Origin of the sequence: Wolbachia endosymbiont of Madathamugadia hiepei, from assembly GCF_013366855.1 — a bacterium.
Lineage (GTDB): Bacteria > Pseudomonadota > Alphaproteobacteria > Rickettsiales > Anaplasmataceae > Wolbachia.
Genome location: NZ_WQMP01000164.1, coordinates 1 through 1,902, shown reverse-complemented (window position 1 = coordinate 1,902; position 1,902 = coordinate 1). Strand labels below are relative to the sequence as shown.

Genomic DNA, 1,902 nt, shown 5'->3' with positions numbered 1-1,902 from the left:
TCTTTCTTTATCGGCTAATCCATAGTTAGCGTTAAAAGCAGCTAAATTGCAGCGTTTAAGGCATAAAAATGCCAATACTGAAAATAAATACTGACCAGGGCTCCTTTTGCTTTTTTCTTCGTTTGGTAAATTTCTTAAATATTTATTGCTAAAGTAGTATCCTGGATCCCAGTATCAAGTACTGGGATGACAAGAGAAGGTGCTACTTGGAAGACAAGAAAAGGAGGCACTGGGACAACAGGAGAAGGGTTACTTGGATGACAGGAGAGGGGCGCTGGAATGACACCCTTGTTGATTGGCAAAACGGTATCTTTAATTTGTCCTATTACCATTGGGATTTGGTATTAATTTCCTTTGTTGATCTTTTTTACCATGCCGTCAATCATATGTTTTATCCCTTGATATACAGAGTACGTACTTTCGTCGCTACGCATATAAGCAGAGCAGGAAAATACATTATGTTCTTCGTCTTCTATTGACAACTCTGTATCGCACTTTATATGCTCGCCACCAAGCTTTTCTATCAACTTTTCTCTGTCATCTCCTATAGTCACTTTAATTTTATTTCCTCTTTTGCCTATTTTATTACTTAAAATAAAAACAACCACTGCTGGAGATATACATATTGCCCCTATTGGTTTTTTTGCAACAAAAAATTCTGAAACTAATCTTTCAAATTCGGGTATTACTGTCACCATGTCTTTACCTTCAGCTAGGTCAGATAAATTTTTCGCAACTCCATATCCGCCGGGTACAATTAGCATGTCAAAATCTTTAGCTTTGGCTTCCTTTAGGTCATATATTTCACCTCTTGCAATTCTTGCTGCTTCTACAAGTACATTCCTCTTCTCTTTTACTGCCTCTTTTGTTTTATGGTCCATAACTTGTGTAACATTGATATCAGGTGCAAAGCATTTGACTTCCACTTCCTGCTGATCAAGCACGAGCAAGCTTAAAACAGCTTCTCTCACCTCTGCACCATCAAGATGACCACATCCTGATAAAACCACAGCAGCTTTTAATTTTTTTTCACCCATAGAGTACCTTGTTTTCGTATAATTTAGGTATTGTAGTACAAATTCCATGTTTGAAAAGGGGTAATTGTATTAATTACTTCATACTAGTTATAATATAGTTAATAATTGTTATGTATAATTAGGCATATTTATAGTTAACGAAATTGTAATATGGTAGAAGGTGGTGCAACAAACGCAGGCAGTGAATATCTTGCTCAAGGCTTAGTTGAACTTATTCAAGGAAATGACAGTTTGAAAGAAGCAGCAGAAGGTTTTTTAAAAAGTGCAAATATAACAGATGTGGATTTGGCTGATTCAGAAAAAGTACTTGAATTATTAAATGGTGACAAGAGTAAGGAGTTCTTAAAAGCTATATCAGGAAAACTACCAGAAGAAGAAAAGTTTAAAAAACTAGCCGAGCAAATTGGTAAAGATCGGGTAATGATGGAAAAGCTCGAAACTTTAGGTAACCAGTTGTTAATTCAAGGAGTTATACGTGGAGCAGCTATTACAGCACTCACAGGTGCACTAGCAGGTACATTAGCGATAGGAGGAGTGGCTGGTGCATTAATGGGTGGTGGATTAGCCATTAGCTGGGCTTGTAACACTAGTGGCTATAGCTGCTATTGGTTATGCTATATATCAACATAGAGGTGAGATAAAAGAAGGTGCTGAGTCGTTAGGAAAAGCAATTAAAAGTTTTGTGAAAGACTTGATCGATAAGTTGCCTACGGTTCAAGCAAGAGAGAATAATTTTGGTAGGTTACATGAGGAATTGTTTCAATCTATTATATGCTAGTCTCTGTGAACAAAATTTTAGAGAAGCCGTATGAGAGAACCAACGAAGTTTAAAAAACCCATAAAAACCTCAGCAGTCTTGTCAAAT

At 36.6% G+C, this 1,902-nt stretch carries 4 protein-coding genes; 2 read left to right on the top strand and 2 right to left on the bottom strand.

Annotated elements, in window-relative coordinates:
* Positions 1 to 134: 134 nt before the first annotated feature.
* Together GO685_RS05000 and elbB are read right to left on the bottom strand one after the other, a co-directional pair.
* Entirely contained in the window at positions 135 to 332 is a 198-nt protein-coding gene (locus GO685_RS05000) for a hypothetical protein (protein ID WP_175937833.1), read from the bottom strand.
* A gap of 12 nt (positions 333 to 344) precedes the next feature.
* Positions 345 to 1,037: an isoprenoid biosynthesis glyoxalase ElbB gene (gene elbB, locus GO685_RS04995; protein ID WP_175937832.1), complete on the bottom strand. Its 693-nt coding sequence runs from the start codon at positions 1,035 to 1,037 to the stop codon at positions 345 to 347.
* A gap of 150 nt (positions 1,038 to 1,187) precedes the next feature.
* Between elbB and GO685_RS04990 the strand changes: the two genes are divergently transcribed.
* Positions 1,188 to 1,667, top strand: a complete 480-nt coding sequence (locus tag GO685_RS04990) for a hypothetical protein (protein WP_175937831.1) — start codon at positions 1,188 to 1,190, stop codon at positions 1,665 to 1,667.
* Positions 1,627 to 1,815: a hypothetical protein gene (locus GO685_RS04985; protein WP_175937830.1), complete on the top strand. Its 189-nt coding sequence runs from the start codon at positions 1,627 to 1,629 to the stop codon at positions 1,813 to 1,815. Before GO685_RS04990 ends, GO685_RS04985 begins: the two co-directional genes overlap by 41 nt.
* The last annotated feature ends 87 nt before the right edge of the window (positions 1,816 to 1,902 follow it).